22 protein-coding genes are annotated in these 23,296 nt (G+C 62.1%); 10 read left to right on the top strand and 12 right to left on the bottom strand.

From position 1 onward, the window contains the following. The first annotated feature begins 23 nt into the window (after positions 1-23). The 7 genes from rpsF (at position 24) to HHL24_RS16375 (ending at position 4,779) form a co-directional block, all read left to right on the top strand. Positions 24-398 (top strand): 30S ribosomal protein S6, encoded by a 375-nt coding sequence (gene rpsF / locus HHL24_RS16405; RefSeq protein WP_169486497.1) that lies wholly within the window; start codon positions 24-26, stop codon positions 396-398. A gap of 50 nt (positions 399-448) precedes the next feature. Next, complete coding sequence (gene priB, locus HHL24_RS16400; RefSeq protein ID WP_097392319.1) at positions 449-748, top strand: primosomal replication protein N; 300 nt, start codon at positions 449-451, stop codon at positions 746-748. Between the two features lie 2 nt (positions 749-750). Beyond that, positions 751-1,026 carry a 30S ribosomal protein S18 gene (rpsR, locus tag HHL24_RS16395; protein ID WP_012432802.1) on the top strand — a complete coding sequence of 92 codons (276 nt, stop codon included), beginning with the start codon at positions 751-753 and terminating at the stop codon, positions 1,024-1,026. A 27-nt stretch (positions 1,027-1,053) separates the two neighbouring features. After that, positions 1,054-1,506 (top strand): 50S ribosomal protein L9, encoded by a 453-nt coding sequence (gene rplI, locus HHL24_RS16390; RefSeq protein WP_169486496.1) that lies wholly within the window; start codon positions 1,054-1,056, stop codon positions 1,504-1,506. 134 nt (positions 1,507-1,640) lie between these two features. After that, positions 1,641-3,026 carry a replicative DNA helicase gene (locus tag HHL24_RS16385; RefSeq protein ID WP_063495982.1) on the top strand — a complete coding sequence of 462 codons (1,386 nt, stop codon included), beginning with the start codon at positions 1,641-1,643 and terminating at the stop codon, positions 3,024-3,026. A 116-nt stretch (positions 3,027-3,142) separates the two neighbouring features. Then, on the top strand, positions 3,143-3,769 hold the full coding sequence (locus HHL24_RS16380; RefSeq protein WP_073426820.1) for a DUF47 domain-containing protein: 627 nt from the start codon (positions 3,143-3,145) through the stop codon (positions 3,767-3,769). Next, positions 3,769-4,779, top strand: coding sequence for an inorganic phosphate transporter (locus HHL24_RS16375; RefSeq protein ID WP_169486495.1), 1,011 nt, complete (start codon positions 3,769-3,771; stop codon positions 4,777-4,779). Before HHL24_RS16380 ends, HHL24_RS16375 begins: the two co-directional genes overlap by 1 nt. Positions 4,780-4,843: 64 nt before the next feature. Here the strand turns inward: HHL24_RS16375 and HHL24_RS16370 are convergent, their stop codons facing one another. From HHL24_RS16370 to HHL24_RS16315, 12 genes are all read right to left on the bottom strand, one after another. Next, positions 4,844-5,650: an SDR family oxidoreductase gene (locus HHL24_RS16370; RefSeq protein WP_169486590.1), complete on the bottom strand. Its 807-nt coding sequence runs from the start codon at positions 5,648-5,650 to the stop codon at positions 4,844-4,846. 359 nt (positions 5,651-6,009) lie between these two features. Next, positions 6,010-7,254 (bottom strand): C40 family peptidase, encoded by a 1,245-nt coding sequence (locus HHL24_RS16365; protein ID WP_169486494.1) that lies wholly within the window; start codon positions 7,252-7,254, stop codon positions 6,010-6,012. Between the two features lie 205 nt (positions 7,255-7,459). Next, positions 7,460-9,346 (bottom strand): PhoH family protein, encoded by a 1,887-nt coding sequence (locus HHL24_RS16360; protein WP_169486493.1) that lies wholly within the window; start codon positions 9,344-9,346, stop codon positions 7,460-7,462. A 347-nt stretch (positions 9,347-9,693) separates the two neighbouring features. After that, complete coding sequence (locus HHL24_RS16355; protein WP_169486492.1) at positions 9,694-10,155, bottom strand: peroxiredoxin; 462 nt, start codon at positions 10,153-10,155, stop codon at positions 9,694-9,696. 154 nt (positions 10,156-10,309) lie between these two features. Next, positions 10,310-11,203, bottom strand: coding sequence for a polysaccharide deacetylase family protein (locus HHL24_RS16350; RefSeq protein WP_169486491.1), 894 nt, complete (start codon positions 11,201-11,203; stop codon positions 10,310-10,312). Positions 11,204-11,213: 10 nt separating this feature from the next. Beyond that, positions 11,214-12,260 (bottom strand): bifunctional UDP-4-keto-pentose/UDP-xylose synthase, encoded by a 1,047-nt coding sequence (locus tag HHL24_RS16345; protein WP_169486490.1) that lies wholly within the window; start codon positions 12,258-12,260, stop codon positions 11,214-11,216. Beyond that, positions 12,257-13,204 carry a formyltransferase gene (locus tag HHL24_RS16340; protein WP_169486489.1) on the bottom strand — a complete coding sequence of 316 codons (948 nt, stop codon included), beginning with the start codon at positions 13,202-13,204 and terminating at the stop codon, positions 12,257-12,259. Before HHL24_RS16340 ends, HHL24_RS16345 begins: the two co-directional genes overlap by 4 nt. Then, the gene (locus HHL24_RS16335) at positions 13,201-14,244 is read right to left on the bottom strand and encodes a glycosyltransferase (RefSeq protein ID WP_169486488.1); all 1,044 of its coding nucleotides are present in this window, start codon (positions 14,242-14,244) and stop codon (positions 13,201-13,203) included. The genes HHL24_RS16340 and HHL24_RS16335 overlap by 4 nt, the downstream gene beginning before the upstream one ends. Before the next feature lie 6 nt (positions 14,245-14,250). Further along, positions 14,251-15,402, bottom strand: a complete 1,152-nt coding sequence (locus HHL24_RS16330; protein ID WP_169486487.1) for a DegT/DnrJ/EryC1/StrS family aminotransferase — start codon at positions 15,400-15,402, stop codon at positions 14,251-14,253. 259 nt (positions 15,403-15,661) lie between these two features. Further along, the gene (locus HHL24_RS16325; protein ID WP_120291601.1) at positions 15,662-16,033 is read right to left on the bottom strand and encodes a DMT family transporter; all 372 of its coding nucleotides are present in this window, start codon (positions 16,031-16,033) and stop codon (positions 15,662-15,664) included. A 25-nt stretch (positions 16,034-16,058) separates the two neighbouring features. Next, a complete protein-coding gene (locus tag HHL24_RS16320; protein WP_169486486.1) occupies positions 16,059-17,822 on the bottom strand; it encodes a glycosyltransferase family 39 protein in 1,764 nt (587 codons plus the stop codon). Positions 17,823-18,044: 222 nt separating this feature from the next. Continuing rightward, positions 18,045-18,419, bottom strand: coding sequence for an Mth938-like domain-containing protein (locus tag HHL24_RS16315; RefSeq protein ID WP_169486485.1), 375 nt, complete (start codon positions 18,417-18,419; stop codon positions 18,045-18,047). Between the two features lie 540 nt (positions 18,420-18,959). Between HHL24_RS16315 and HHL24_RS16310 the strand changes: the two genes are divergently transcribed. From HHL24_RS16310 to thrC, 3 genes are all read left to right on the top strand, one after another. After that, entirely contained in the window at positions 18,960-20,207 is a 1,248-nt protein-coding gene (locus tag HHL24_RS16310) for a pyridoxal phosphate-dependent aminotransferase (protein WP_054034685.1), read from the top strand. Positions 20,208-20,283: 76 nt separating this feature from the next. Continuing rightward, positions 20,284-21,615, top strand: a complete 1,332-nt coding sequence (locus HHL24_RS16305; protein WP_169486484.1) for a homoserine dehydrogenase — start codon at positions 20,284-20,286, stop codon at positions 21,613-21,615. 8 nt (positions 21,616-21,623) lie between these two features. Further along, positions 21,624-23,075, top strand: coding sequence for a threonine synthase (gene thrC / locus HHL24_RS16300; protein ID WP_169486483.1), 1,452 nt, complete (start codon positions 21,624-21,626; stop codon positions 23,073-23,075). Positions 23,076-23,296 lie beyond the last annotated feature (221 nt).

Raw genomic sequence — 23,296 nt, 5'->3', positions numbered from 1 at the left:
GCTTTAATCCACAAGGAGTGAATATGCGTCATTACGAAATCGTATTTATCGTGCACCCGGATCAAAGCGAGCAAGTGCCCGCAATGATCGAGCGTTACAAGTCCACGATCACCTCGCACGGTGGCCAGATCCACCGTATCGAAGACTGGGGCCGTCGCCAACTGGCCTACATGATCGAGAAACTCGCTAAGGCTCATTACGTCTGCATGAACATCGAATGCGACCAAGCCACGCTCGACGAGCTGGAACACGCATTCAAGTTCAACGACGCTGTTCTGCGTCACCTGATCGTCAAGATGAAGAAGGCCGAAACGGCCCCGTCGCCGATGATGAAGGAAGTGCAGCGCGAAGAAGCCAAGAAGTCGGCTGCTACGCAACCGTCCGAAGCGCAGGCTTAAGACACACTATTTAAGCTACCAGATCAAGCGTCGCTTTCGCCAAAGGCTACATGAATCGGCTGCAACTTACGGCCAGCGTCGTCGAACGCGAACCGGTGCGGTATACCCCCGCCGGCGTTCCGATTGCAGGCTGCACGTTGCACCACCGCACGGAAGTCGTCGAAGCCGGCATTGCCCGGCAAGTCGAACTGACCATGCAGGCGGTGGCCGCGGGCGAGGTGAGCGGTAAGCTGGAAGGTCGTCAGATGGGCGTGGAAACGCTCTTCACAGGCTTTCTGGCAAAAAAGCACCGCAACGCAAGAACTCTGGTATTTCACATCACAGAATTGCAGGACATTGGAAAGGACTGAACATGCCCCGCCCGACTGGTAAGAAATTCGACAAGCGTCGTCAGCAACAAAATCCGCTCTTCAAGCGCAAGAAGTTCTGCCGTTTCACGGCCGCTAACGTCGATCATATCGACTACAAGGACCTCGAAACGCTGAAGGACTTCATCGGCGAAAACGGCAAGATCACGCCGGCGCGTCTCACGGGTACGAAGTCGCACTATCAACGCCAGCTGGATACGGCAATCAAGCGCGCACGTTTCCTCGCGCTGGTGCCGTACACCGACCAGCACAAGGCCTAACCCGACGACGCGATAAGGAGTATCCGAATGCAAATTATTCTTCTGGAAAAAGTCGTCAATCTGGGTAACCTGGGCGACATCGTGAAGGTCAAGGACGGTTACGCACGTAACTTCCTGATCCCGAACAAGCAAGCTCGCCGTGCAACGAAGGAAGCCCTGGCTGAATTCGAAGTTCGCCGCGCTGAACTCGAAAAGACCGCCGCTGAAAAGCTGGCTGCTGCTCAAGCTCAAGGCGAAAAGCTGGCAGGCTCGACGGTTCAGATCAATCAGAAGGCTGGCGTTGACGGCCGTCTGTTCGGTTCGGTGACGAACGCGGACATCGCTGACGCACTGGTTAAGCAAGGCTTTGCAGTGGAAAAGGCGCAAGTGCGTCTGCCGGAAGGCCCGCTGAAGCTGGTTGGCGACCACGCTGTGCAGATCTCGTTGCACACCGACGTTCTCGTCGACGTGAACGTGGCTGTGATCGGCGAACACGTCTAAGCATCAGTAAGCATCTGCCAGGACGTTGCTGGCAAGGGGCAGGGGCCGGGTGACCGGCCCCTGCCTTTTTTTGTGCCCGGTTTTTAGTTTTTCCGCCGCCCGCGCGCGCTCGATTTACCCGATAATTCCTCTCCATGAACGCACCGTCCAAAGATCCCCAAATCGAGTCGCTGAAAGTCCCGCCGCATTCGATCGAAGCCGAGCAGTCGGTGCTGGGCGGCCTGCTGCTCGACAACGCGGCATGGGACCGCATCGCCGACTTCCTGTCGCAGAGCGATTTTTACCGATACGACCACCGCATCATTTTCGAACACATCGGCAAGCTGATCGCGGCGACGCGTCCGGCCGACGTGATTACCGTGTACGAGGCGCTCGGCACCTCGGGCAAGGCGGAAGAGGTCGGCGGTCTCGCTTACCTGAACGCACTGGCGCAGAACACGCCGAGCGCGGCCAATATCCGCCGCTACGCGGAAATCGTGCGCGATCGTGCGGTACTGCGTCGCCTCGTGTCCGTGGCCGACGAAATTTCCGCCGACGCTTTCAACCCGCAGGGTAAGGAAGTCCGCCAGTTGCTGGACGAGGCCGAATCGAAGGTGTTTTCGATCGCTGAAGACGGCGCGCGTGGCACGCAGGGTTTCCTGGAAATCGGGCCGCTCTTGACCGAGGTGGTCGAGCGGATCGACACGCTGTATCACACCGCCAATCCGAGCGACGTGACCGGCACGCCGACTGGCTTCGTCGACCTGGACCGCATGACGTCCGGTATGCACGGCGGCGAGCTGATCATCGTGGCGGGCCGCCCGTCGATGGGTAAAACGGCGTTTTCGATGAACGTTGGTGAATACGTGGCGGTCGAGTATGGTCTGCCGGTCGCGGTGTTCTCGATGGAAATGCCGGGCTCGCAACTCACCATGCGTATGCTCGGCTCGGTCGGCAGGCTTGACCAACACCGCATGCGGACTGGGCGTCTGACTGACGAGGATTGGCCGAAGCTCACGCACGCGGTGCAGAAAATGAGCGAGGCGCAGATTTTCATCGACGAAACCGGCGGCTTGAACCCGATGGAATTGCGCTCACGCGCGCGTCGGCTGTCACGCCAGTGCGGCAAGCTCGGCCTGATCATCATCGACTATTTGCAGCTGATGAGCGGTTCGTCGTCGGGTGAAAACCGTGCGACCGAAATCTCGGAAATCTCGCGTTCGCTAAAGAGTCTCGCCAAAGAACTCGACGTACCCGTGATCGCGTTGTCGCAGCTCAACCGGGGTCTCGAACAGCGCCCGAACAAGCGGCCGATCATGTCCGACTTGCGTGAATCCGGCGCTATCGAACAGGATGCGGACGTCATTCTGTTCATCTATCGCGATGAGGTGTACAACCCGGACAGCCCGGACAAGGGTACGGCGGAGATTATCATCGGTAAGCAACGGAATGGTCCGATCGGCCCTGTTCGCCTCACGTTCCATGGCCAATTCACGAAGTTCGATAATTTTGCCGGCGCGCAGAATTTCTACAGCGAGTAAAGAGATAACTGCTGGGCCTGTTGTAACGACGCTTTCAAAAGTGCGACATCGATCCTGGAACGGTACAATGTGGCGGTTTTATGTCAGCCATTATGTGACCAATTTCCGGGATCCCAATGTTCGGTCGATTCATGCCCACCGAGGGCAAGTTCTTTGAAATCTTCAATGCGCACGCTAAGTGCATCGTCTCGGCGAGCCACGAACTCGAGCTGCTGATCGACAATCTACAGGACGCCGAGACTCATAAGCAAAACGTGCAGAAGGCCGAGAAGGCCGCAGACAAGCTCACGCACGAAACCATCGACCTGCTGCACAAGACCTTCATCACGCCGCTCGACCGCGACGAGATCCACAAGCTGATCACCACGATGGACGACATCCTCGATCTGATGGAGGACGTCGCCACCGCTATCTCACTGTACGACGTGCAGGCGGTGACCTCCGAAGCGAGCCAGCTGGCGCACATCTGCACGGCCACCTCCGAGCGCGTGCAGTTCGCCGTCAGCCTGCTGTCCGACATGAAGCAGGCGAGCCAGATTCTGAAGGCGTGCGAGGAAATCGACCGTCTGGAATCGGAAGCCGACCGCGTGCTGCGCTCGGCCATGTCGAAACTTTTCCGCGAAGAAGACAACGTCAAGACGCTGATCAAGCTGAAGGCCATTTACGAACTGCTCGAAACGATCACCGACAAGTGTGAGGACGTGGCGAACATCATCGAAGGCATCGTGCTGGAAAACGCATAATGCAATCGATACAACTCGCTATCTGGGTCGTCGCCGGCCTGGTCGCCGTCGCGCTGATTTTCGACTTCATGAATGGCTTCCACGACGCGGCGAATTCGATCGCCACGGTCGTGTCGACTGGCGTGCTAAAGCCGCAGCAGGCCGTGGCCTTCGCGGCGGCTTTCAACGTTATCGCGTATTTCGTGTTCCACCTGAAAGTGGCGCAGACGGTCGGCAAGGGCACGATCGATCCGAATATCGTCGATCACTACGTCATTTTTGGTGCGCTGGTCGGCGCGATCGGCTGGAACATCATCACGTGGCATTACGGTATTCCGTCCAGCTCGTCGCATGCGCTGATCGGCGGCCTGGTGGGCGCAGCGCTTGCCAAGTCGGGCTGGGGTTCGTTGAATTTCGACGGATTGATGAAGACGGTGGCGTTCATTTTCATCTCGCCGCTGCTCGGTTTCGTGCTCGGGTCGTTCTTTATGCTGGCGGTGTCGTGGATCTATTTCCGCACGCCACCCAGCAAGGTCGACCGGCGTTTCCGGCGTCTGCAACTGGTCTCCGCGGGCTTGTATAGCCTCGGCCACGGCGGCAACGACGCGCAGAAAACCATCGGCATTATCTGGATGCTGCTGATCGCGACCGGCTACGCGTCGTCGATCGCCGATGCACCGCCGCTGTGGGTGATCGGCGGTTGCTATCTGTCGATGGGGATCGGCACGCTGTTCGGCGGCTGGCGGATTGTCCGCACGATGGGGCAGAAGATCACCAAGCTCAAGCCGGTTGGCGGCTTTTGCGCCGAGGCAGGCGGGGCGATCACGCTGTTTACCGCTTCGTGGCTCGGCATTCCAGTGTCCACCACACATACGATTACCGGCGCGATTGTCGGCGTCGGCGCTACGCAGAAGCTGAGCGCCGTTCGCTGGGGCGTAGCCGGCAACATCGTATGGGCCTGGATTCTGACGATTCCGGCCTCCGCAGCGCTCTCCGCGGCAGCCTGGTGGCTCGGTCACCGCCTCCTGTAAGCGCCGCGGACGGCGAGGCTGTCCGCGCTGTAAAACGATAAATCTTTGAAGTAAAGCGCGCCGCTCAGATCAGTGGCGCGCTGCCTCCATCCATCGGGACGATTGCGCCCGTCACATAGCTCGCGCGGCGGCTCGCCAGAAACAGCGCGACGTCAGCGATTTCCTCCGGTTTTGCATAGCGTCCGAGCGGCACTTTAGCCTGCCCGCGCGCCAACGCGTCCGCGCTTTCGATGCCTTGCTGCGACGCCTCCAGTTTGACCGCTTCTTCGACGCGCTCGGTCAGCGTCGCACCCGGATTGATCGCGTTGATACGAATGCCGTAACGCGCGTAGTAGTGGGCGAGGCCGACGGTGGCGAGCATCAGCGCGGCATTGGCGGCGCCGCCGGCGATATGGATATCGCTCGCGATCTTGCCGCCCATGCCGATGATGTTGACGATTGTGCCGGGAGCGGCGCTGTCGCCGGCCTTCACGCGCTCGGCCATGCGCCGCAGCACTTCCTGCTGCGGGTAGATGTAGGGGAAATACTTCGCTTCCATGGTCGCGCGGAACGCATCGGCGTCCAGCGTTTCCGGGTCATAGCGGCGGGCGGCGCCGGCGCTGTTGATCAGCACGTCGATGGGGCCGACCGCGGTGCTGACTTCCTCGACGATGTCCGCTGCGCTGTGTGGTTCGTGCAGATCGGCGCGGGTCCGATGCACGTGCAGGCCTTCCTGCTTCAATTGTTCGTAAGCGCGCGCGAGATTGGCGGGGTCGCGCGAAACGATCGCGACCTTCGCACCCTCGAGGGCGAACGCCCGGGCGCAGGCGAGCCCGATTCCTTTGCTGCCGCCCGTGATCAACACCACCTTGTCTTTCAGCCCGAGATCCATCGTCATCACCCGCTGTTAGAAGAATATCGATGACGATAGCAGATCGGCAGCGCCGCGGGGATGCACTGGCTCGAGGTGTGGGGTGTGGGCGCCGCCGCGCGACTGATCTTGGGTGGCACGGCGACGAGCCACGGACTACGGACTACGGACTACGGACTACGGACTACGGCCACGAGCTACGGCTACCGCCACGAGCTACGGCTACGGCTACGGCTACGGCTACGGCTACGGCTACGGCTACGGCTACGGCTACGGCTACGGCTACGGCTACGGCTACGGCTACGGCTACGGCTACGGCCACGAGCCACGAGCCACGAGCCACGAGCCACGAGCCACCGGTCACGACCCGCGCCTCACCGTTAGAAATTGCCGTTGGCGAAGCGTGCGATTGGGTCGTCGGTGGTTTGCGTGGGGGCAGGGATGCCACGTGACGCGGTCGAGGCGCGCATGATCTGCACGCCTGTGTTCCCATCGGCTTGCTGAGCTTGTTGAGCCTGGCGCGCGGCGACTGAAGCGGGTGGTGGCGGCTCGAATGCATCGGCAGCGGCGTCGATCGGGTCCGGCGCGCGGGCCGTAACCGTTGGCGGTTCAGCGCGCGCAGCCGCCGTCTGCTGATTCGTAGCGCCTGCAGCGGCGTCGTACGCACTCGCTTGAGCGGCTGGCAGGGGCACCGGAGACACTGCGCCTGCTGCGCGCGCCTGCATCTGCGCGGCGCTCATGCCCGGCGGCGGCGGTTCGAACGGATCAGCTTGTGGCGCCGACGCCGCAGCCGTGGCTGCCGTAGGCTGGCCGCTCGCAGTCAGCGGCGCACGAATGGTTGCCGCGACACGCGCCGTTTGTTGCGGACCCGCCGGGTTCACGGCATAGCCCGAAGCTTGCGACGCGACAGGGACCGCCGCGTAGCCTGAAGGCCGCGTCGCCGCAGAGTTCGCCGCGTAGCCCAAAGATTGCGGCGCCACCGCGGCGCCCGCATTAACCGGCACTGTCTGAGCCTCCGGTGCGATGCGTTCAGGCTGCGGCGCCGCAGCCTGATAGCTCGGTGTATCGAACGGCGCCGGTGTCGCAGCCGGCGCTGCCACGCGGCGAATGCCGTCGAACCGCTTGGCCCAATAGGGATTGGTCAGATAGTCGAGCCGTACGGTGCCGCCCGTCGACGGCGCGTTGACAAAGCGCAGTTTGCCCACATAAATGCCGACGTGCGAATGCGCACGCCCGGTGGTGTTGAAGAAAATCAGATCGCCCGGCGCGATTTCGTCTGGTTCGATCGATTCGCCGCGGCCGCTCATATCGGCGGTAGTACGCGGCAGATTCACGGAAGCGGCGCGCGATACAACGTAGCGAACTAATCCGCTGCAATCGAAACCGCTATCGGGCGTATTACCACCCCAACGGTATGGAATACCAACCAGACTCATCGCCTGGATTGAGATTTCCTCACGGCCGATGCTGTGGTCGACGAAATTCGGGAAGCCCGGCGGTGGCGCATGATAAGCGCCGTTCGTGACCACGACCGATGAACCCGGCCCGCGCGACGTCTTTTGCGGCGCGCCGGCGCAAGCGGCGAGCAGCAAAACGGTCAGCAGCGAGAAGGCGAGTCGGCGCATGAACACGGAGTGAGCGATAAACGCTCGTTTAATGGCGGACGATTTCGGGATGGTAGCCCGTCGAACATGGCTCGGGCAAGAATTCCTGACAACTTACTTGAAGTTTGCGCGCTAAGTGTTGCCCATCGGGAACGCGTGCCGAATAAAAAAGCCGCGTCCGGGATGACCCGGGCGCGGCTTCTGGTTGAAGCTAGAGCGTTGAAACTTAAAGAATTTCCGAAGCGTAATCCGCGAGACGCGAACGCTCGCCGCGTGCCAGCGTCACATGCCCGCTGTGCGCCCAGCCTTTGAAGCGGTCGACCACGTACGTCAGACCCGAGCTGCCTTCCGTCAGGTAAGGCGTATCGATCTGCGCGATATTGCCCAGGCAGATGATTTTCGTGCCCGGACCAGCTCGCGTGACCAGCGTCTTCATCTGCTTCGGCGTCAGGTTTTGCGCCTCGTCGATGATCAGATACTTGTCCACGAAGGTACGGCCGCGCATGAAGTTCATGCTCTTGACCTTCAGGCGCGAGCGGATCAGTTCCTGCGTCGCGGCGCGGCCCCATTCGCCGGCGGCGTCGTCGGTTTTCTGCAGGACTTCGAGGTTGTCGTCGAATGCACCCATCCATGGCTGCATTTTTTCCTCTTCCGTACCCGGCAGGAAGCCGATGTCTTCACCGACCGGCACCGTTGCACGCGTTACGATGATCTCGTTGTAGCGCTTGTCGTCGAGCACCTGAGCAAGGCCCGCCGCGAGCGCGACGAGCGTCTTGCCGGTACCGGCCTGACCCAGCAGCGTGACGAAGTCGATCTCCGGATTCATCAACAGGTTCAGTGCGAAGTTCTGCTCGCGATTGCGCGCCGTGATGCCCCACACGTTGTTCTTGTGGTGGCCATAGTCACGCAAGGTTTGCAGCAGCGCCGTTTTGCCGTTCAGTTCGCGCACCAGCGCATGAAAGGTCGGCTCGCCGTTCTGCGGTTCCAGATAGACGAACTCGTTGACCAGCATCGAGGCGCACAGCGGACCCGTCACGCGGTAATACGTGGTGCCGGTTTTGGTGTCCTGCCAGCTTTCCATGCCCTTCGCGTGCTTGGTCCAGAAATCCTGCGGCAGCGCGCGGATGCCCGAGTACAGCAGATCGCTGTCTTCGAGCACCTGGTCGTTGAAGTAGTCTTCCGCGGGCAGGCCAAGCGCATGAGCCTTGATGCGCATGTTGATGTCTTTCGACACCAGCACGACCTGGCGATCCATCCGGTCGCGCTGCAGCGCGCGCACCACGCCGAGAATCTGGTTGTCGGCTTTGCCTTCCGGCAGACCTTCGACCGGCTCGATGGCGGTGAGCTTGGTCTGGAAGTACAGGCGCCCGGACGCCTCACGGCTGCCGAGACGCGCAAGCGAGATGCCGTCAGACATGTTGCCGGCGTTCGCCACCAGCGCGTCCAGCGTGCGGCTCACCTGGCGAGCGTTACGCGCGACTTCGGACATGCCCTTCTTGTGGTTGTCGAGTTCTTCCAACGTCATCATCGGCAGATAGACGTCGTGTTCCTCGAAACGGAACAGGCAGCTTGGATCATGCATCAGCACGTTCGTGTCGAGCACGAAGAGCTTCTGCATTTCGAGCGGGTCGGTGGACGCGCCACGCTTCTTGCTGGTGCCACGTGTGCTGGGTGCTACGGCTGCAGGCGTGCTTGCGGCCGGATCTTTCGCGCTTGGCGCGCGCGCGACGGCCGGCTGCGATTTGGTAGCAGGTGTGGCAGCCGGTACAGCAGAAGCGGCCGGCTCGGCTTGTGGACGGGCAGCGGGAACCGGTTGCAGCAATGCGGCGGTCTGCTTCGATTTGCGGCTGCGCGCCGGTGCAGCTTGCTCGGCAGATGCGGACGCAACAGAAGAGGCCGACGAGGCCGGCACGGGCCGCAAAGTGGTCGCGGCATTGGCGGCGTGCGCCATCGGCGTGGCGACGTTCGCGCGGCCGTAATCGGCCGATTCTGCGGATTCCCCTTCGACTGCCTGTTTCTTCGCGGCGGAGCGCGCCGGCGCGGCGGCTTTGGCCTTGTATTCGTCAGGCGGCAGGAGATTGCCGAGCTTGCTGGGGGGGGTAGGCAAAGGCATGGTTTCCCTCGAAATAATCGGGTCACATTTCGTGCGCCGCCTGTCGCATTCTGCCGGTGCCAGTGGGTGCGCACGCAGTTTGCGCCCGGAGGCGCGCATTCGGTCTAGAGATGCCGGTTCGCCTGGTCTTCGATCGGCTCCTTAACGGAAACGCGTGGCCGAGTGAACGAACGGCTGCGCGCAATTAAAAAAGCCGCCGCCCCGGCGTACGGGACAAGCGGCTCGCCTTCGGTTATCGCGTTGCGCCTCATGACTTCGACGGCACCGACGAAACGGCCGTCAAGTCTGGCGCAGCTGCGAAAAGTGTGGGGTGGACAGGCACTCATTGGAACCCAATATAACGCGCCTCAAAGCGCTTGTACAGCCTCCAGAATGTCATCGACATGCCCTGGCACTTTCACGCCGCGCCACTCCTGGCGCAGCACGCCTTCGGCGTCGATCAGGAACGTGGAGCGTTCGATCCCACGTACTTCTTTGCCATACATTTTCTTCAATTTCATGACGCCGAAGAGCGCACACAAGGTTTCTTCGGGGTCCGAGACCAACGGAAACGGCAGTTCGAGCTTTGCCTTGAAATTGTCATGGGAGCGCAGGCTGTCGCGCGACACACCAAGAATTTCCGCGCCGGCTTTTTTGAACTTCGGATAGAGATCGCGAAACTGCAGACCTTCGGTCGTGCAGCCCGGCGTGTTGTCCTTCGGATAGAAATACAGCACCACCTTCTTGCCCCGCAGCTTGGACAGCGTGATCTCGCCACCGGTAGCGGGGGCGGTAAAGTCGGGGACGGGTTGGTCGACTGCGATGGGCACGAGGTTCTCCGGTTGTTATGGCCGTCGCCACAGTACTTGCACTTGCAACTGCTGCGGCATCGGCCTGGCATCGAGGCTTTTGGGGAGGGCGACTCGCGCGTGGTCTACGCTCGCGCGGCGCTCGGGTCGTCACGGCCGGCTGTAGCTTGGCCAGTCAGGGCTGGACAATCAACTCGCCGGAGCGGCCTGGAATTTCGCCCCACGTAACAGGGTACGATGGCAGCGTGCTGCGGTCTAGCGTGGCGTAGTAATCACCCATGGTCGCGAAGGTATGGCCTTGCGCGCGCCAGCCCTCCAGCAGTTGTTCGAAAATCGGCGCGAGCTTTTGTCCTTCGAGCTCCGCGTGCAGCGTGAACACCTGATCGTGCGGATTGTTTTCGGTGTGCTTCAACATCCATGCGGCGACGTTGTGTTCATCGACACCATCCACGCCCAGTACTTCGTCGAGCGTGGGCAGCGTGGTGGGCATCTGCACATGCGATAGTTGCCTGCCGCCGACCACCGGCAGATACGGCGAGTGGCCGCGCCCGTCGGACGCGTACCGCATGCCCCACGCGTCGATCTGCTCAAACGCATGGCCGTTCATCTGCCAGCCCGCCGCACCGTGTGTGGCGGGCGACGTGCCGAAGATCGCGATGAAGCGGTTGAAGCTCTTCTGCATCTGCTTCTCGGTCCACTCGCGGTCTTGCGAACGCACGTTGTCCTGCCAGTAAACGTGGTCCCACGTGTGAATGCCGCATTCGAAACCGGCTTCATGAATCGCGCGCATTTCCGCGGCGGTCTTCACGCCGATGTCCGGCCCCGGTAGCAGCACGCCGTACATCAGTTGCTTGATGCCGTAATGTTCAACCACCGACGTGCGCGACACTTTCTTCAGAAAGCCCGGCCGCAACACGCGGCGCATCGCCCAACCGGTGTGGTCGGGACCGAGGCTGAAGAGGAAAGTGGCGCGCGCCTTGAAGCGGTCGAAGATGCGCGCAAGATTCGGCACGCCTTCGCGGGTGCCGCGCAGCGTGTCGACGTCGATCTTCAGGACGATACGAGCCAAGGATCAGGCCTTATTGTTGTTCGACGAGGGCGCGCGCTTCGGCGACGTGGCCGCGATACGCTTCGAAAATCTTGCGCAGCGCTTCGTCGAAGGTCGACTTCGGCGCCCAGCCGAGTTCCTGCATCGTGTTGTCGATCTTCGGTACGCGGTTCTGCACGTCCTGGTAGCCCGCACCGTAGTACGCGCCCGAGGACGTTTCGACCAGCTGCACCTTCTTCGCTAGGTCGGCATATTCCGGGAATTCGGCGGCCAGCGTCAGCATCTTGTGCGCGAGCTCGCGCACCGAGAAGTTGTTGGTCGGGTTGCCGATGTTGTAGATCTTGCCCGTGGCGACGCCGTCCTTGTTCTCGATGATCTTCATCAGCGCGCCGATGCCGTCGTCGATATCCGTGAACGCGCGCTTTTGTGCGCCGCCGTCCACGAGGCTGATGTTCTCGCCGCGCACAATGTGGCCGAGGAACTGCGTGACCACGCGCGAGCTGCCTTCCTTCGGCGTATAGATCGAATCGAGGCCCGGGCCGATCCAGTTGAACGGACGGAACAGCGTGAAGTTCAGGCCTTCCATGCCGTAACCCCAGATCACGCGGTCCATCAGCTGCTTGGAGCACGCGTAGATCCAGCGCGGCTTGTTGATCGGGCCGTACGACAGTTGCGACTCTTCCGGATCGAACTGCTCGTCCGTGCACATGCCGTAGACCTCGGAGGTGGACGGGAACACGAGGTGCTTGCCGTACTTGACGGCCGAACGCACGATCGGCAGGTTCGCTTCGAAGTCGAGTTCGAACACGCGCAGCGGCTGCTTCACATACGTGGCGGGCGTGGCGATCGCGACCAGCGGCAGGATCACGTCGCACTTCTTGATGTGGTACTCGACCCACTCCTTGTTGATCGTGATGTCACCTTCGAAGAAGTGCATCCGCTCATGGTTGATCAGGTCACCCAGACGTTCGGTCTGCATGTCCATCCCGAAGACTTCCCAATCGGTCGTTTCGAGAATGCGTTTGGACAGGTGATGGCCGATGAAGCCGTTCACACCCAGAATCAGGACTTTTTTCATGAATGACGGGGAGTTTCGAGGGGAGTTTGGATGAGCCGGGCGAATTCGTCAGCGGTAACGACGGTTTCGTGGCCGTCATGCTGGTGCCGCAATTCGTGGATGGCGATCGCGCGACCGTCGCCGCATATCGCGAAAACGCCATTATCGCTTACGTGCAGGCCCGGCGGCAAATCCGAGCGAAGCGCGCCGGGCGCAGCCAGGCGCGCACTGGCGATGATGAAACGGTGATCTGCGATATCGGTAAACGCGCCGGGATAGGGCGGCGCAACCGCGCGGATCAGGTTGTAGACCTGCTGCGCGGATTGCGTCCAGTCGATCCGGCCGTCTTCCGGCTTGCGCCCGCCATAGTAGCTACCGTGCGACAGATCATTCGGCAGATGGGGCGCTTCGCCCGCGAGCAGAGCCGGGAGCACGCGCCACAGGGTTTGTTCGGCGGCCACCGTGACCTTGTCGAACACTTGCGCGGCGGTGTCGTCGGGCAGGATCGGCACCGGCGTTTGCGCGATGATCGCGCCCGCGTCGGGTTTGGCGGCCATTTCGTGGAGCGTCGCGCCGGTTTCGGTTTCGCCGTGGATCACCGCCCAGTTGGTCGGCACGCGGCCACGGTACTTCGGCAGAAGCGAGCCGTGCATGTTGTAAGCGCCCCGTGCGGCGAGCGCCAGCAGGTCGACCGGCAACATGTGACGGTAGTAAAACGAGAAGATGAAGTCCGGGCGCGCGGCGCTGACCGCGGCGCGCAGTTCCGGGCTTTTCGGATCGGCCGGCGTGACAACCGGAATGCCGTGCCCGGCCGCCACCGAGGCGACGCTGCCGAACCAGATGTTCTCGGTAGGGCTGTCCTCATGCGTGACGACCAGCGCCACGTCGACGCCGCGCGCGAGCAGCACCTGCAGGCAGCGCACGCCGACGTTGTGATACGCGAATACGACGGCGCGCGGCTTCATGGATTCGGGCCCTGATCGATCAGCGGCGCGGCCTGCACCGCCTGCACGACCGCCTGACGCGGTGCTTCGGTCACGGTGGTGCCGTCGCGCTGTTCGAGAATCGTCTGCACCAGATAACGCGGACGCGCGCGCACCTGCTGGTAAATCCGGCCGATGTATTCACCCAGCAGGCCCAACGCGAAGATGATCACGCCAAGCAGGAAGAAGATGACAGCGAACAGCGTGAACACACCTTGCACTTCCGCGCCGATGATGAAGCGCCGAATCAGCAGCAGCACGAATAGCGCCGCGGATCCGAGCGACAGGATCACGCCGATGAACGACAGCCATTGCAGCGGCACGACCGAGAAGCCGGTGACCAGATCGAAATTCAAACGGATCAGGCTGTAAAGCGAGTACTTCGATTCGCCGGCAAAACGTTCTTCGTGCGCGACTTCGATCTCGACCGGATTCTGCGCGAAGGTGTACGCGAGCGCTGGAATAAACGTGTTGATCTCGCCGCAGCGATTGATCGTGTCGATGATGTGCCGGCTGTACGCGCGCAGCATGCAGCCCTGGTCGGTCATCTTGATGCGGGTGATGCGCTCGCGCAGACGGTTCATCGCGCGCGACGCCTTGCGGCGCCACAAGCTGTCCTGGCGTTGCAGACGGATCGTGCCGACGTAGTCGTAGCCTTCGCGCATCTTGTTGACCAGCTTGCTGATTTCCTCCGGCGGATTCTGCAAGTCGGCGTCGAGCGTGATGACGATCTCGCCGCGCGATTGCTCGAAGCCCGCCAGAATCGCCATGTGCTGGCCGTAGTTGCCGTTCAGCAGGATCACGCGGGTCGTGTCGGGGCGCGCGCGGAACTGCTCGGCGAGCAGGGCGGCGGATTTGTCGCGGCTGCCGTCGTTGATGAAGATCACTTCATAACCGGTGCCGAGCGCGTCGAGCGCCGGGTAGAGGCGCGCGAACAGCGCGGCCAGCCCGGCTTCCTCGTTGTACACCGGGATGATGATCGACACTTCCGGTGCGACGGCGCGATGTTCCGAATAAATCATTTCCGCTTATTTTCCGTATTGTTCGCAAATTTCATTGACCGCGCGGCAGACCCGCTCCACGTCGCCCTCGTTCATCAGCGTGAACAGCGGCAGCGTGACCGTGCTGGCGCCATAGCGCTCCGCGTGCGGGAACATGCCTTCCTTGAAGCCCTTCGCGCGGTACAGCGAGAATAGGTGAATCGCCGGGTAATGCACGCCCGAGCCGATGCCGCGTTCCTTCAACTGACCCATGAAGCCGGCGCGGTCGATCGACAGCTTTTCGAGCGGCAGCGTGATCAGGAACATGTGCCAGTTGCTGTTTTCAAAGTCCGCCAGCGGTAGACCGACGCCCAGTTTGACCGCTGCGCCGCCTTCGAAGCCGGCGAAGTACGCGCGCGCCAGCTTTTTGCGCTGCGCAATGAAGCGTTCGAGATGCGGCATCTGGCCGAGGCCGACGCGGGCGGCAACGTCCGTCAGGTTGTACTTGCCGCCGAGCAGATCGCAGTCCATGCCGTCGAAGCCCGTGCGGGTGATGCCTTGCAGGCGGTACTTCTGCGCGAGGATCGCTTCTTCCTCGTTGTTCAGCACCAGCGCGCCGCCTTCGATCGAGGTCAGATTCTTGTTCGCGTGGAAGCTGAACGAGACGATATCGCCGAGCTTGCCGATCCGCTCGCCTTTCCACGTCGAACCGAACGCTTGCGCGGCGTCTTCGATCACGCGCAGCTTATGGGCGCGGGCGATTTCGTACAGCCGGTCCATGTCGACCGGCAGGCCCGACAGGTACACCGGAATGATCGCCTTGGTGCGCGGCGTGATGGCCTTTTCCAGCAGATCCAGGTCGATGTTGCGGGTGACCGGATCGATGTCGACGAACACCGGTGTCGCGCCGACTTCGTAGACCACATTGCTGGTCGCGACCCACGATGCGGGGGTCGTGATGACTTCGTCGCCTTCGCCCACGCCGGCGATACGCAGCCCAATTTCGAGCGTCGCGGTGCCGGAATTGAACGTGCGCACCGGGCGGCCGCCGCAGAACTCGGACAACGCCGCCTCGAACTTCTGGTTCTGAGGGCCGGTCGTGATCCAACCGGAGCGGAGCACGTCGGCGACGCCCTGAATCGTTTCTTCATCGATCTCAGGTTTGACAAACGGCAAAAACGGGACTGTTGACTGGCTCATGAATGCTTCGCTCGATTGAAAGGGGCGCAACCCGAAGGGCGCGAAGTAGATCACAAACTACCCGCAAACCCCAAGGGTACGACTAAAAAAGGGCGCAACCGCCAAGCTTACCGCGGCCAACCTTACGTTTTACTTATCCGGCAACGGTGCCCAGTATTCCGCACCTTTTGCAGCCGGCATTTTCGCAGCGCTTGCACCGGCGGCGGCAATAAACGGTAATAAATTGTGCCCGGCACAGCGCGGCCGGGGGCGTGGCAGCCTAGCTGCGCGCCAGCACGACAACGCCGATCAGGATGACGCCGATCCCTACCAGCTTCTGTACTGACATCACTTCGCCGAACAGATACCACGCCGCGAACGCGTTGACGACGTATCCGAGCGACAACATCGGATATGCAATCGACACGTCCACCCGAGAAAGTCCGACCACCCATACGCCCACGCTGATTACGTAGCAGGCCAGCCCACCGATGATCGGCGGTTGTGTCGCGAGCCGAAAGGCGATGGGCAGGATGTTCGCACGGGTGAATTCGAAGTGTCCAACAGCATTCGTACCGGCTTTGAGCAGCAACTGCGCGCCGGCGTTCAACGTGACGCCGGCGAGGATACAAAAGAGGGAAATCGGGTTCATCGAACGGTCAGATCCTGAGATGGGGTCATTGTTGTGGTTTTTCTACTGGCGCGGGCGCGTTCTGCGCGGGTGCACCCAGTGCCGCTGCGTCGGATGCGGGCGCGGGCACCGCCGCGGGCTTCATCACCACCACCCGGCGCGGGTCGCGCGCGATCACCTGCATCGGCAGCCCCTCTTTGAGCAGCCTGTCGTAAGTCGGCGGCGGGATCAGCGCGAGCGCGTAGCGCTCGGCCTTCCAGCGCTCGATCCACGCGTCGACCGACGGCACCCATTTCTGCGGTTCGACGGACACGCCGAACGCCAGCTCGTCAGGATGTTCGACCATGATCATCGTGTGGTCGACGTAGAACGGCAGTGTGTGGTCGAGCACGCCGACCGAGTAGAACGGCGTATCGGCCGGCAACTTTGCGATCTCGGCCTTGATCGCGGGCGCGAGCGGCGCGCCGGAGCTCAGGCGGCCGAACACGTCATGACCTGTGCCGGCAATCGTACCGAGCAGCAGCCACGCCGCGCCAAAGCTCGCGACGGCGCCAAGCGTGCCGGCGCGGCTGCGACGGTTCAGCCACAGCGCCGCCAGCGTGAGCACGAAGGCGACGCCGAGTGCCGCCAGCACCCAGGTGCGGTATTCGACATACAGCTCAGTCGGGTTGCGCGCATTGCCGAAGCGCGACATGAACAGCGCGGCAAACGCGGCCACGACGAGAAACAGCGCATAGCCGGCCAGATGGCGGCGCAACTGGTTGCGTGTGACGAGCGGCAGGTACATGCCGATGATAAGGGCGATCGGCGGGGCGATCGGCAGCGTGTAGGACAGCAGCTTCGAGTGGGACGCGCTGAAGAACAGGAAGATGAACGCGGTCCACACCAGGAGCAGCGTGACCGGCGCAAAGCCGTTCGGCTGGCGCGGCAGGCGCCACGCGTGGCGCACGCTCTGGAAGGTCACCGACAACCACGGCAGGAAGCCGACCAGCAGCACCGGCACGAAGTAGTAGAACGGCCCCGGGCGGTTCTGTTCAGGCGTCAGATAGCGCTTGAACTGTTGAACGATGAAGAAGAAGTTCAGGAATTCCGGGTTGCGCTGTTGCACCAGCACGAACCATGGCGTGACGATCGCGAAGAACACGATCAGGCCGCCGATCAGATGCAGACGCTTCCACACGGCCCAGTCGCGTGCGGCCAGGGTGTACAGCACCAGCACCGCACCCGGCAGGATCAAGCCGACGAGGCCCTTGGACAGCACCGCCAGCGCCATCGCCCCCCAGCACACCCACATCCATGCCCGTACGTTGGCCGTCGGCAGGTTGGGGCGTTGCGCCAGCAGCAGCGCGCAGAGCGTCAACTCCATCCAGAACGACAGGCCCATGTCGAGCGTGTTGAAGTGGCCCATCAGGTTCCAGTACGGCGACGTGGCCAGCACGATTGCCGCGAACACGCCGGTCGCTGCGTTGAACACGCGCGCGCCGGTGAAGCCGATCAACAGCACGCCGGCAAAGCCCGTCAGCGCGGTATAGAGCCGCGCCTGCCATTCGCCGATGCCGAACCACGCGAACGTGAGCGCGTTCAGCCAGGTTTGCAGCGGCGGTTTCTCGAAATATTTGTAGCCGTTGTAGCGCGGCGTGATCCAGTCGCCGGTGACGAACATTTCGCGCGCCATTTCGGCGTAGCGGCCTTCGTCGCTCGGCAGCAGATGGCGCCAGCCGAGCGGCACGAACCAGATCACGGCGAGGGCCAGCACCAGCAGCAGGATCGTGGTGCGATTGAGCGGTAGCCTCGTCGGCGTATCGTTCATGGGTTTAACCTTTTTGGCGACGCCGCGTAGGCGGCGAGGCGGTGTTATTTGGGAAGGGCGATCGCCGGCGTGGCGCCAATGGCGCGCAGTGTACGTTATCGGCCGTGACGCAGCCAGGGCGCGCAGCCGGTCCGGCGCCACGCACGCCACGGATGCCGTGCGTGGCGGTTCGCGCCCGCCGGCCAACTAAACGCCAACTTCGCGGGCGCTTGCGCGGCGCCACTACGCTTCGATCAGCAACGCGGCCGCGACCTTGCGGCCCTCGGCCATCAGAATGTTGTAGGTGCGGCAGGCGGCCTTGAAGTCCATTGTTTCGACGCCGATGCGTTTCGCGGTGAGCGCGGCGATCAGGCGCGGATGCGGGAAGCGTAGCCGTTCACCGCTGCCGAACACGACTACTTCGGGCGCATAGTCCACCAGCATGGCGAAGTGCTCGGCGCTCAGGTCGTCGAAAGAGGAGACGGGCCAAGGGATGACGGGCGTTTCCGGCAGCAGGAGAATGCTGCCCGAATGGCGCACCAGGTTGATTTCGACATAGTCGGGGCCGTAACCGGTGACGGTGTTGAGGGCGCCGCTGGAATCCTGATGTAATTTCAAATTCGTTTTCCGAAGTCGTCGTGAGACATCATGCGTGTTGGCGGCCTGACCGGGCAGAACGGAAGCAGGGCGGTTTGACGCGAGTGGGACACGCGAATGGCACAGAAGCGACCGAAAAGGCTTCCCGTTGCGGGTGGTGCATTGCGGAAGTCGGCCAAAATCCGCTAAATTATAACTTTTTAGCCGCCTTGCGGCGCCCCTCGCTCAAGTGCCGACTCATGTGCTGCCATAAGCCGCGCCGAGGGCACGGGCGCGGCCCATCGGCTACCTGCCTTGGTTTTGCCCGCATTTCGTCGGTTTTTCGACTGTTTTTTGCCTGCTTTGGGCCTGCTTCGGGCCTGTCTGGCTGCTGCACCGGCGCAATCCGCCGGACGCGCGCCCGACCAGCCCGACCAGCCCGGGAAGCCGGCCCAATCCGCGTCTGGCGGCCCGATCCGTGTCTGGCGGGCGTGCCGCGTCATAATTCCCCGTATCGACGGACTTGTTTGGGTCCCGTTTTTTTCACCCCGCTTGTTCGTCCAAGCCTATCAACAGGATGAAGTGCCCGCCGTGAAACCGATTCTCAAATCCAACAAGTTGTTGAATGTCTGCTACGACATTCGCGGGCCTGTCCTCGAACATGCGAAGCGGCTCGAAGAAGAGGGCCACCGCATCATCAAGCTGAACATCGGCAATCTCGCGCCGTTCGGCTTCGACGCGCCGGATGAAATTATTCAGGACATGATCCTGAACCTGCCGGGCTCGTCCGGCTACTCGGATTCCAAGGGTGTGTTCGCCGCGCGCAAGGCGATCATGCATTACACGCAGCAAAAGGGCGTGCACGGCGTCGAACTGGACGACATCTACATCGGCAACGGCGCTTCCGAGCTGATCGTGATGGCACTGCAGGGCCTCCTGAACGACGGCGACGAAGTGCTGCTGCCCGCGCCGGACTACCCGCTGTGGACCGCCGGCGTAAGCCTCTCGGGCGGCACGCCGGTGCATTACATCTGCGATGAATCGAACAGCTGGATGCCGGATCTGGACGACATCCGCGCGAAAATCACGCCGAATACGCGCGCGCTCGTCGTCATCAATCCGAACAACCCCACCGGCGCGCTGTACTCGGACGAACTGCTGCTCGGCCTGATCGAGATCGCCCGCCAGCACGGCCTTGTGATCTTCGCCGACGAGGTCTACGACAAGATCGTCTACGACGGCAAGAAGCACACGTCGATGGCCGCGCTCTCCGAAGATGTGCTCACCGTCACATTCAACAGCCTCTCGAAGAGCTACCGTTCTTGCGGCTACCGCGCCGGCTGGATGTTCATCTCGGGCCTGACCGGCGAGAACCGCCGCAATGCCAAAGACTATTTCGAAGGGCTCGGCATTCTGGCGTCGATGCGCCTGTGCCCGAACGTGCCCGGCCAGTACGCGATCCAGACCGCGCTTGGCGGCTACCAGAGCATTAACGACCTGATCGTGCCGAGCGGGCGCCTGTACAAACAGCGCGAACTCGCGTATGACATGCTGACGGCCATCCCCGGTGTGAGCTGCGTGAAACCCGAGGCGGCGCTGTACATGTTCCCGCGCCTCGATCCGAAGATTTATCCGATCCAGGACGACCAGCAGTTCATCCTCGACCTTCTGCTGGAAGAGCGCGTGCTGCTGGTTCAAGGCACCGGTTTCAACTGGAAGACGCCGGATCACTTCCGCGTCGTGTTCCTGCCGAATGTGGACGACCTCGCGGATTCGATCAACCGGATCGCGCGCTTCCTCGACGGCTACCGCAAACGCCACACGGCTTGAGATGGACGGCGCGCCTCGCGCGCGCCGCGGCCAGCCCCAGTTTCCTTTTAATCACTTACACGAAAACACACGCTGCATGGAACCGATCAAAGTTGGACTGCTGGGCTTCGGCACGGTAGGCAGCGGCACCTTCACGGTACTGCGCCGCAATCAGGAAGAAATCAAACGTCGCGCGGGCCGTGGCATCGAGATTACGCGCATTGCCGTGCGTAATCCCGCCAAGGCGACCGCGGCGCTCGGCAGTGAAGCCGGCACCGTGGCGCTGACCGATGACTTCAACGCGGTGGTCGACGATCCGTCGATCGATATCGTGGCGGAAATGATCGGCGGCACAGGCGTGGCACGCGATCTCGTCCTGCGCGCGATCAAAAACCGCAAGCACGTGGTCACCGCCAACAAGGCGCTGCTCGCGGTGCACGGCACGGAGATTTTCGAAGCGGCGCGCGCCAACGGCGTGATGGTGTCGTTTGAAGCGGCGGTGGCGGGTGGCATCCCGATCATCAAGGCGCTGCGCGAGGGGCTCACGGCCAATCGCATCCAGTACATTGCCGGCATCATCAACGGCACGACGAACTACATCCTCTCGGAGATGCGCGACCGTGGGCTCGATTTCGCGACCGCGTTGAAAGCTGCGCAGGAACTGGGCTACGCCGAAGCCGATCCGACCTTCGACATCGAAGGTGTGGACGCCGCCCACAAGGCGACGATCATGAGCGCGATCGCGTTCGGCGTGCCGGTGCAATTCGACAAGGCCTACGTCGAAGGCATCAGCAAACTGGCGGCAATCGACATCAAATACGCCGAAGAACTCGGCTATCGCATCAAGCTGCTCGGCATCGCGCGCCGCACGGACAAGGGCATCGAACTGCGCGTGCATCCCACGCTGATTCCCGAGAAGCGACTGCTGGCGAACGTGGAAGGCGCGATGAATGCGGTCGTCGTGCATGGCGACGCAGTCGGCTCAACGCTGTACTACGGCAAGGGCGCGGGCGCGGAGCCGACGGCATCCGCGGTGATCGCCGATCTGGTCGACGTGACGCGTCTGCACACGGCGGACCCGGAGCATCGCGTGCCGCATCTGGCGTTCCAGCCGGACAGCCTGTCGAGCACACCGATCCTGCCGATCGACGAAGTGACGAGCGGTTACTACCTGCGTCTGCGCGTGGCTGACGTGACGGGCGTACTGGCGGACATCACGCGCATTCTGGCGGATACCGGCATCTCGATCGACGCGCTGCTGCAAAAGGAATCGGAGCAGGTCGACGCGAACGGCAAGGGCGAAACCGACATCATCCTGATTACGCACGAAACGGTTGAAAAGAACGTCAACGCGGCGATCAAGACGATCGAAGCGCTGAAGACCGTTGTCTCGCAAGTCACGAAGCTGCGCATGGAAGCGCTGAACTAGGCCGAACTATGAACTACCTCTCTACGCGCGGCGCCGGAGTCGGCGAGCGCCATACGTTTTCCGACATTCTGCTGGGCGGTCTCGCGAAAGATGGCGGGCTGTACCTGCCGGCGGAATATCCGCGCGTCACGGCTGACGAACTGGCGCGCTGGCGCACGCTGCCGTACGCGGATCTCGCGTTCGAAATCCTGTCGAAATTCAGCGACGACATTCCCGCCGAAGACCTGCGCGCACTGACGCGCAAGACCTATACGGCCGAGACGTACTGCAACGTCCGCGACGACGAAAGCGCCGCGCAGATCACGCCGTTGAAGACGCTGGGCATCGAGAACGGCGCGCCGTTGTCGCTGCTGGAACTGTCGAATGGTCCGACGCTTGCGTTCAAGGACATGGCGATGCAGTTGATCGGCAACCTGTTCGAATACGCGCTGGCCAAGCACGGCGAGACGCTGAACATTCTGGGCGCGACCTCGGGCGACACCGGCAGCGCAGCGGAATATGCAATGCGCGGCAAAAAGGGCATTAGCGTGTTCATGCTCTCGCCGCACAAGAAGATGAGCGTGTTTCAGACCGCGCAGATGTACAGCCTGCAGGACCCGAATATTTTCAACCTTGCGGTCGAGGGCGTGTTCGACGACGCCCAGGACATCGTGAAGGCGGTCTCGAACGACCACGCGTTCAAGGCGAAGTACAAGATCGGCACGGTCAACTCGATCAACTGGGCGCGCGTCGTGGCGCAGGTCGTGTACTACTTCAAGGGCTACTTTGCCGCGACGAAGTCGAACGACGAGCGCGTTTCGTTCACGGTGCCGTCGGGCAATTTCGGCAACGTGTGTGCGGGCCACATCGCGCGCATGATGGGTCTGCCGATCGAGAAGCTGGTGGTCGCCACGAACGAAAACGACGTGCTGGACGAGTTCTTCCGCACCGGTATTTACCGCGTGCGCAAGGCGGCTGAGACATACCACACGAGCAGCCCGAGCATGGACATTTCGAAGGCGTCGAACTTCGAGCGTTTCGTGTTCGATCTGCTGGGCCGCGATCCGGCGCGCGTACTGCAATTGTTCCGCGACGTCGAAGAGAAGGGCGGTTTTGACCTCGCGGCGAGCGGCGATTTTGCGCGCGTGAAGGAATTCGGTTTCGTGTCGGGCCGCAGCAGCCACGAGGACCGCGTGGACGCGATTCGCGATGTGTTCGAGCGCTACGACACGATGATCGACACGCACACGGCTGACGGCCTGAAGGTGGCGCGCGAGCACTTGCAGGCGGGCATCCCGATGATCGTGCTGGAGACGGCTCAACCGATCAAGTTTGGCGAGACGATCCGCGAAGCGCTGCTGCGCGAACCGGAGCGCCCGGCCGCGTTTTCGGGTCTGGAGTCGCTGCCGCAGCGGTTCGAAGTGCTGCCGGCGGACGTGCAGCGCGTGAAGGACTTTATCGTCGCCAATACGGGCGAGTAAAACCGTGAGCATCGAGCGCGACAGAGTCGCGCTCGATGCGGCGGGCGAGATTGATTTTAGAAGTACCGCCGCGGCGCGTGCAGCGCCTCCGGAAGAGTGACGCCCTTGTCCCAAAAGGCAAAAACCCCGCCATAAGTCCCGGCCTCCACCGGCCATCCCCATCGACCGCTACAATATTCTTTTAACCTGCGGCTTCGAGACCAGAGATGTCCACACCAACG

Source organism: Paraburkholderia polaris (assembly GCF_012927345.1).
Classification (GTDB): Bacteria; Pseudomonadota; Gammaproteobacteria; order Burkholderiales; family Burkholderiaceae; genus Paraburkholderia; species Paraburkholderia polaris.
Note: the sequence above shows the minus strand (reverse complement) of the source record. Positions and strands in the feature narration are given on the sequence as shown.

What these genes read in the sequence shown, in the direction of transcription:
- HHL24_RS16305 (WP_169486484.1), top strand. Translation starts at nt 20,284, where the DNA reads ATGGAACCGATCAAAGTTGGACTGCTGGGCTTCGGCACGGTAGGCAGC.
- HHL24_RS16335 (WP_169486488.1), bottom strand. Translation starts at nt 14,244, where the DNA reads ATGATTTATTCGGAACATCGCGCCGTCGCACCGGAAGTGTCGATCATC.
- HHL24_RS16320 (WP_169486486.1), bottom strand. Translation starts at nt 17,822, where the DNA reads ATGAACGATACGCCGACGAGGCTACCGCTCAATCGCACCACGATCCTG.
- HHL24_RS16375 (WP_169486495.1), top strand. Translation starts at nt 3,769, where the DNA reads ATGCAATCGATACAACTCGCTATCTGGGTCGTCGCCGGCCTGGTCGCC.
- HHL24_RS16330 (WP_169486487.1), bottom strand. Translation starts at nt 15,402, where the DNA reads ATGAGCCAGTCAACAGTCCCGTTTTTGCCGTTTGTCAAACCTGAGATC.
- HHL24_RS16385 (WP_063495982.1), top strand. Translation starts at nt 1,641, where the DNA reads ATGAACGCACCGTCCAAAGATCCCCAAATCGAGTCGCTGAAAGTCCCG.
- HHL24_RS16360 (WP_169486493.1), bottom strand. Translation starts at nt 9,346, where the DNA reads ATGCCTTTGCCTACCCCCCCCAGCAAGCTCGGCAATCTCCTGCCGCCT.
- rpsF (WP_169486497.1), top strand. Translation starts at nt 24, where the DNA reads ATGCGTCATTACGAAATCGTATTTATCGTGCACCCGGATCAAAGCGAG.
- rpsR (WP_012432802.1), top strand. Translation starts at nt 751, where the DNA reads ATGCCCCGCCCGACTGGTAAGAAATTCGACAAGCGTCGTCAGCAACAA.
- HHL24_RS16370 (WP_169486590.1), bottom strand. Translation starts at nt 5,650, where the DNA reads ATGGATCTCGGGCTGAAAGACAAGGTGGTGTTGATCACGGGCGGCAGC.
- HHL24_RS16345 (WP_169486490.1), bottom strand. Translation starts at nt 12,260, where the DNA reads ATGAAAAAAGTCCTGATTCTGGGTGTGAACGGCTTCATCGGCCATCAC.
- thrC (WP_169486483.1), top strand. Translation starts at nt 21,624, where the DNA reads ATGAACTACCTCTCTACGCGCGGCGCCGGAGTCGGCGAGCGCCATACG.
- HHL24_RS16365 (WP_169486494.1), bottom strand. Translation starts at nt 7,254, where the DNA reads ATGCGCCGACTCGCCTTCTCGCTGCTGACCGTTTTGCTGCTCGCCGCT.
- priB (WP_097392319.1), top strand. Translation starts at nt 449, where the DNA reads ATGAATCGGCTGCAACTTACGGCCAGCGTCGTCGAACGCGAACCGGTG.
- HHL24_RS16340 (WP_169486489.1), bottom strand. Translation starts at nt 13,204, where the DNA reads ATGAAGCCGCGCGCCGTCGTATTCGCGTATCACAACGTCGGCGTGCGC.
- HHL24_RS16380 (WP_073426820.1), top strand. Translation starts at nt 3,143, where the DNA reads ATGTTCGGTCGATTCATGCCCACCGAGGGCAAGTTCTTTGAAATCTTC.
- rplI (WP_169486496.1), top strand. Translation starts at nt 1,054, where the DNA reads ATGCAAATTATTCTTCTGGAAAAAGTCGTCAATCTGGGTAACCTGGGC.
- HHL24_RS16325 (WP_120291601.1), bottom strand. Translation starts at nt 16,033, where the DNA reads ATGAACCCGATTTCCCTCTTTTGTATCCTCGCCGGCGTCACGTTGAAC.